This window comes from Micromonospora sp. URMC 107 (genome assembly GCF_051386315.1).
In the GTDB taxonomy this organism is placed as follows: domain Bacteria; phylum Actinomycetota; class Actinomycetes; order Mycobacteriales; family Micromonosporaceae; genus Micromonospora.
In genome coordinates, this window is the sequence record NZ_JBPQTK010000207.1 from 1 (window position 1) to 6115 (window position 6115).

6 protein-coding genes and 1 pseudogene are annotated in these 6115 nt (G+C 74.0%); 3 read left to right on the forward strand and 4 right to left on the reverse strand.

Going from position 1 to position 6115, the window contains the following annotated elements:
• Positions 1-162, forward strand: a pseudogene (locus ACSNN9_RS27315) (protein-tyrosine phosphatase family protein); the annotation flags it as partial.
• A gap of 119 nt (positions 163-281) precedes the next feature.
• Positions 282-530 (forward strand): hypothetical protein, encoded by a 249-nt coding sequence (locus tag ACSNN9_RS27320; protein WP_436676150.1) that lies wholly within the window; start codon positions 282-284, stop codon positions 528-530.
• A 38-nt stretch (positions 531-568) separates the two neighbouring features.
• Here ACSNN9_RS27320 and ACSNN9_RS27325 read toward each other — a convergent pair whose 3' ends face one another.
• Positions 569-2842: an ATP-binding cassette domain-containing protein gene (locus tag ACSNN9_RS27325; RefSeq protein WP_436676151.1), complete on the reverse strand. Its 2274-nt coding sequence runs from the start codon at positions 2840-2842 to the stop codon at positions 569-571.
• A 178-nt stretch (positions 2843-3020) separates the two neighbouring features.
• Here ACSNN9_RS27325 and ACSNN9_RS27330 point away from each other — a divergent pair, with 178 nt between their 5' ends.
• Positions 3021-3761 (forward strand): MerR family transcriptional regulator, encoded by a 741-nt coding sequence (locus ACSNN9_RS27330; protein WP_436676152.1) that lies wholly within the window; start codon positions 3021-3023, stop codon positions 3759-3761.
• A 1-nt stretch (position 3762) separates the two neighbouring features.
• On the opposite strand, the gene ACSNN9_RS27335 is transcribed toward ACSNN9_RS27330, so the two are convergent.
• The 3 genes from ACSNN9_RS27335 to ACSNN9_RS27345 all read right to left on the reverse strand — a co-directional run.
• Positions 3763-4491, reverse strand: coding sequence for a class I SAM-dependent methyltransferase (locus tag ACSNN9_RS27335; protein ID WP_436676153.1), 729 nt, complete (start codon positions 4489-4491; stop codon positions 3763-3765).
• Positions 4492-4659: 168 nt separating this feature from the next.
• Positions 4660-5256: a flavodoxin family protein gene (locus tag ACSNN9_RS27340; RefSeq protein WP_436676155.1), complete on the reverse strand. Its 597-nt coding sequence runs from the start codon at positions 5254-5256 to the stop codon at positions 4660-4662.
• Positions 5257-5359: 103 nt separating this feature from the next.
• A partial coding sequence (locus tag ACSNN9_RS27345; protein ID WP_436676156.1) for a YwiC-like family protein occupies positions 5360-6115 on the reverse strand: 756 nt, incomplete at its 5' end.

Sequence of the window (6115 nt, forward strand, 5' to 3'; positions counted from 1 at the left end):
GGCCACCTCCACCCGCTCGCCGCCGTGGGCACGGCGCTGGCGGCGCTGGCGATCCTCGACGGGCTGCCGCCGGAGCGGGCGGTGGACTGGGTGCGCGCCACCTACCGCCCGCGGGCCGTCGAGACGCCCTGGCAGCGTCGCTGGCTGCGCCGCCTCACCTGACCCGGGCTCCCGGGGTCGGGGCGTCGCGCGGTGTGGTGCTTGTCATCGGCCGTGTCCGGGCAGCTCACGGGGGGTAGGAGAGGCGGCGCACCCGATCTCCGAGGCAGGTACCAGGCACCATGGCTCCACCCCGTGTCCCCGTCCGTCGCCACGGCGCCCACCGGGTGCCCGCCCGCCCGGCGGCGGTGATCGCCCGCACCGTGGCGGCCCTGGCCGTCCTCGTCGTGCTGGCGACGCTCTTCCTCGACACCCTGCTGACCATCGTCGGGCTGCTCACCCCGGTCGCGGCGTCGGTGTCGCCGTTGCGGCGATGGCTGCGCCGGCTGGCGGCGCCGTCCGCCCGGGCGCTCCCCGCGTCGGGACGCTGACGTCCGGCGGGGAGAGCGCCCGGGCATCGGCCGGTGGGTCAGCGGTCCACGTACTCGCGCAGGTGACGGGCGGTCAGCGTGTCGCCGTGGGCGACGAGGTCGGCCGGCGTGCCGGTGAAGACGATCCGGCCGCCGTCGTGCCCCGCCCCCGGCCCGAGGTCGATCAGCCAGTCGGCGTGCGCCATGACCGCCTGGTGGTGCTCGATCACGACGACGGTGTTGCCGGCGTCGACCAGCCGGTCCAGCAGGGCGAGCAGCTGGTCCACGTCGGCCAGGTGCAGGCCGGTGGTCGGTTCGTCCAGCACGTAGGTGCTTCCGCTATCGGCCATGCGGATGGCCAGCTTGAGCCGTTGCCGCTCGCCGCCGGAGAGCGTGTTGAGCGGCTGACCCAGGGTGAGGTAGCCGAGCCCGACGTCGACCAGCCGGTCGAGGACCGCCCGGGCGGCGCCGCCGGGGAAGAAGTCCCGGGCCTCCGTGGCGGACATCGCGAGCACCTCGCTGATGTTCCTGCCCCGCAGCCGGTAGGTGAGCACCTCGTCGGTGAAGCGCCGCCCCTCGCACCGCTCGCAGACCGAGGCGACACCGGCCATCATCGCCAGGTCGGTGTAGACCAGGCCGATGCCCTTGCAGGTCGGGCAGGCGCCCTCGGAGTTGGCGCTGAACAGCGCGGCCTTGACCCCGTTGGCCTTGGCGAAGGCGGTGCGGATCGGGTCCAGCAGGCCGGTGTAGGTGGCCGGGTTGCTGCGCCGGGAACCCCGGATCGGCGACTGGTCGACGACCACCACGCCGTCGCGGCGGTGCAGCGACCCGTGGATCAGCGAGCTCTTGCCGGAACCGGCCACCCCGGTCACCACGGTCAGCACGCCGAGCGGGATGTCGACGCTGACGTCCCGCAGGTTGTGCAGGTCGGCGTTGCGGATCGACAGCTGGCCCGACGGCCGGCGTACGTGCTCGCGCAGGCGTACCCGGTGGTCGAGGTGCCGGCCGGTCAGCGTGTCGGAGCGGCGCAGGCCGGCGACGTCGCCGGTGAAGCAGATCCGGCCGCCGGCCGTGCCGGCCCCGGGCCCGAGGTCGACCACGTGGTCGGCGATGGCGATCGTCTCGGGCTTGTGCTCGACGACGAGCACCGTGTTGCCCTTGTCGCGCAGGCGCAGCAGCAGGTCGTTCATCCGGGCGATGTCGTGCGGGTGCAGGCCCACGGTGGGTTCGTCGAAGACGTACGTGACGTCGGAGAGGCTGGAGCCGAGGTGCCGGACCATCTTCACCCGCTGCGCCTCGCCGCCGGAGAGGGTGGCGGACTCGCGGTCCAGGCTGAGGTAGCCCAGGCCGATCTCGACCAGCGAGTCGAGCAGGTCACGCAGGTTGCCGATGAGCGGGGCGACCGAGGGATCGTCGATCGCGCGGACGAACTCGGCCAGGTCGCTGATCTGCATCGCCGAGCACTCCGCGATGTTGCGCCCGTCGATCCGGGAGGACAGCGCCGCCGCGTTGAGCCGGGTGCCCCGGCAGGCGGCGCAGGTGGTGAAGGTGACCGCCCGGTCGACGAACGCGCGGATGTGCGCCTGCATCGACTCGCGGTCCTTGGCCAGGTAGAGCCGGCGTACCTTGACCACCAGGCCCTCGTACGTCCAGTTGTTGCTGCCTACCTTGATCTTGGTGGGCGGCTTGTGGAGGAAGTCCTCCCACTGTTGCGGCGTGTAGTCCTGGAGCTTGGCGTCCGGGTCGAACAACCCGGAGTTGACGATGGTCTGCCAGTACCACGAGTCGACGGCGAAGTTGGGCACCTTGATCGCGCCGTCGTTGAGCGAACGCTCGCGGTCGACCAGCTCGTCGACGTCGAGGTCGGAGACCCGCCCGAGGCCCTCGCAGGTCGGGCACATGCCCTCGGCCAGGTTGAAGCTGAACGCGCCGGCCGCACCCACGTGCGGGGTGCCGAGCCGGCTGAAGACGATCCGCAGCATCGCGTACGCGTCGGTGGCGGTGCCGACGGTGGAGCGCGAGTTCGCGCCCATCCGCTCCTGGTCGACGACGATGGCCGCGCTCAGGTTGCGCAGCGAGTCGACGTCGGGGCGGCTCAGGTTCGGCATGAACGACTGGAGGAAGGCGCTGTAGGTCTCGTTGATCAGGCGCTGCGACTCGGCGGCGATGGTCCCGAAGACGAGGGAGGACTTGCCGGAGCCGGAGACCCCGGTGAAGACGGTCAGCCGGCGCTTGGGGATGTCGACCGAGACGGAGGCGAGGTTGTTCTCCCGGGCGCCGCGTACCTCGATCATGTCGTGGCTGTCGGCGGCGGACCGTGCTGGCTGCTGCATGCGAACCCTTCGCGAGGTCGTGGGCGGAGTTCCGCCCGAGCTACATCTACGGAGGCCAGGCCGCATTCAATCGTCTCATTGAACCGCCCGTGTAGGGTTTCACCTCGCTGGTCTGCGGGGGCCTGCCGGAAGTGGGCGAGGAAGTCTCAAACAGCGTGGAGACGGGTAGGGTGGCCCGGTGGTGGATTCGCGACGACCGGTCGGGCGGTGGCGGGGGGCTCAGGTCGCGGCGACCGCCGGGATCTCCGTCCAGCAGGTCCGCAACTACGTCGACCTCGGCGTGCTGCCGCCGGTCGAGCGCACCCCCGCCGGTTACCGCGTCTTCACCGCCGACCACGTGCGGGCGTTGGCGGTGGTCCGCCGGATGGCCGAGGGGCACGGCTGGGCGCGTACCCGGGAGGTCATGGTCGCGGTGCACCGGGGCGACCTGGCGGCGGCGCTGGCGGCGCTCGACGCCGGCCACGCCGAGCTGGACCGTGAGCGGGCCGACATCCGGCGGGTGCTGGGCGCGTTCGAGACCGTGGTGACCAGCCCGGCCGCCGTCCCGCCGGCGCCCCGGCGCGGGGCCCGCATCGGCGAGGTCGCCGACCTGGTCGGCGTCCGCACCTCGCAGCTACGGCTGTGGGAGCAGCGCGGCCTGCTCCGGCCGGTCCGCGAACGCGGCACCGGCTACCGGGTGTACGACGCGGCCGAGGTGCGCGCCGCGCAGGTCGTCGCGCTGCTGCGCCGGGGGGCGTACCCGTTCGACATCGTCGCGGCCGTGCTCGACGAGATGCGCACCGCCGGCAGCGCCCAGCGCGTCCACGCGGAGCTGGCCAAGCGGGAGCAGGAGCTGCACCGGCGCAGCCTGCGACGGCTGGGTGCCTCGGCGGCGCTCCACGACTACCTGCACCACCGCGACGCGGCCCTGCCCGGGTGACTCAGCGCAGCACCAGCAGGTCGAGGTGGTCGACGACCGGGCCGCTCGCCCCGGCGGCCGCGGCCCGGAGCCGGGCCAGGCCGTTGGCGTACTCCTCGTCGGTGATCAGCTGGAGCGGGGTGTGGGCCCGGCGGTCGAGGCGCTCGGCGAACTCGGCCAGCGACGCCGCCGTGGTCTGCGCGACGGGCTCGACGGTGCTGACGGTGAACCCGGCCGTGGCGAACGCCGCCCGCACCCGGGCCAGGTCCGGGTAGGTCTCGAGGACCCGTACGGCTTCCGGGAACCAGCGGAACAGCGTGATCCGCTGGTGCCGGCCGGGAAACGGCGAGCGGATCAGTACGGGGGCGCCCGGCCGGAGCACCCGGCGCAGCTCGCGCGCCGCCGCGTCGAGGTCGGGGATGTGGTGGACCATCGTGGACAGCCACGCGGCGTCGGCCACGGAGTCGCGCAGCGGCAGGGCGACGGCGTCGCCGGCGAGCAGCGGCCGGTGGGTGGCGCGGGAGCGCATCGCCTCGGCGGGCTCCACCCCCAGCACCCGGGCGCCGAACCACTCGGTGAAGGCGGCGGCCCAGGCGCCGGTGCCGGCGCCGAGGTCGAGCACGGTGGTGCCGGTACGTGGCCGCAGGTGGTGCTGCACCGCGTGCCGCCACCGGTCCAGGCCGCTGCGCGGCAGCTCCCGGGTCGCGGCGAAGGCCGCCGAGTCGGTGTCGTCGTAGGGGATCAGAGCCACGGCCATCACCTCGCCACCGTCGCCGGGAGGTCCGGGCGATCGTTCCCCGGTTCTAGTCGCTGGGCGACGCCGGAGGCAACGGCTTGTGAGCCAACCGACGCGGCGGGTCCGGCCCGCCGGGAGCCAACTGTCGACGCGGGCCGCGAGGGACTCGCGCCGCGACCGGGGTCAGCGGGACGCGGGTTGCGCGACCCACCCGTCCTGCGCGCCGGCCTCGGGCGTCGTCGGGCCGAAGAAGGCGTCGGCGGCTCGGAGCGCGGCAGCGTCGCGGAGCACGTCGCCGGGCCGGTTGGCCTGACCGAGCAGCGCGCCGCCCCATCGCATGCCGAGGTAGTCGGCGCTGCGCCGCAGGGTGGTCACCAGCGGGTCCGCCGTGGCCGGGTCCTCGTCGTTGAGGGCGCTGACCGCCCACATCCGGCGGCCGCGCATGCGCTGCCGGAAGTCGACGCCGGGCACCCGCAGCCAGCCCGACCAGTGGTCGAGGTAGAGCTTGGTGGCGGCGCTGACGCTGTACCAGTAGAGCGGCGAGGCGATCACCAGGTCGGTCGCGGCGAGCGTCTCGGTCAGCAGCAGCGCCTCGTTGCCGGTCGGCTGCACGTAGCGCTGCTCGTCGTGCCGGATGTCCCGGAAGGGCGCGAGGGGATGGTCGGCCAGGTGGAGCCAGCGCTGCTCGACGCCGGCCGGCAGCGCGGCCGCGGCGCGCCGGGCCAGGAGTTCGGTGTTGCCGCCGGAGCGTGAGCTGCCGAGGAGGAAGAGGAAACGCATGACGGCACCGTCCATGTCCGACTGATCGAGGCATCCACGACGGTAGCCGAGTGGACGCCCCTGCCGGCGGCGTGCCGAGCGCTGCCGATCTCGCGCCGGTCGGTCATAGCGTCACGGCTGCCAGCACCAGCAGGGCGCACGCCGTCTCGACCAGGCCCACCCGCTTCGGCGTGAACCGGCGCCTGGCGAGCACGACCGCCCGGGCGAGCAGCACGGCGAAGACCACGGCGACGGGCACCGACGCCCAGAGCACGGCGGCGACGACGGCGACGCCGTGGTACGTCCACGACGCCCACCGGTACCGGACGCTGTCCCGCTCCCGGATCATCGTCTTGACGTGCAGGACCGTGCCGACCAGGTAGCCCAGCGCCACGATCGTCACCCCGGCCACCCTGGTCCACGGCACCCCGGCGACCGTGGCGACGACGAGGCCGAGCAGCCCGCACTGCGTCACGAAGGCGAGGTCGTTGACGAACGCCCGGTCCCGCCGCCAGCGCGCGTAGCCGGCGTTCACGGCGGCGAGGACCGCGTAGAGCGGGGCGTAGGCGAGCGTCGCGGGCCGGGCCACCAGCACCGGCGCGGCCAGCGCGACCGTGGCGAGGCCGTACCCGACGAGCTGCGGCCGTACCCGGCGGAACCGGCCGGTCTTGACCGCCTGCAACGCGAAGTACGACAGCGGGTACCCGGCGAGCGCGGCCCCGAGCAGGGGCAGGTGCAGCGGGTGCGGGCCGGTGACGGTCAGCGCCGCCAGGACGGGCAGCAGCAGCATCGCCCAGGCGCCGTGCTGCGGCGGCACCCAGCCCGGCGACCGCCCCTGGGCCGGCGCGGAAGCGGACGCGCCCGGGGCGGGGGGGGGGGG

What these genes read in the sequence shown, in the direction of transcription:
- ACSNN9_RS27325 (WP_436676151.1), bottom strand. Translation starts at nt 2,842, where the DNA reads ATGCAGCAGCCAGCACGGTCCGCCGCCGACAGCCACGACATGATCGAG.
- ACSNN9_RS27340 (WP_436676155.1), bottom strand. Translation starts at nt 5,256, where the DNA reads ATGCGTTTCCTCTTCCTCCTCGGCAGCTCACGCTCCGGCGGCAACACC.
- ACSNN9_RS27320 (WP_436676150.1), top strand. Translation starts at nt 282, where the DNA reads ATGGCTCCACCCCGTGTCCCCGTCCGTCGCCACGGCGCCCACCGGGTG.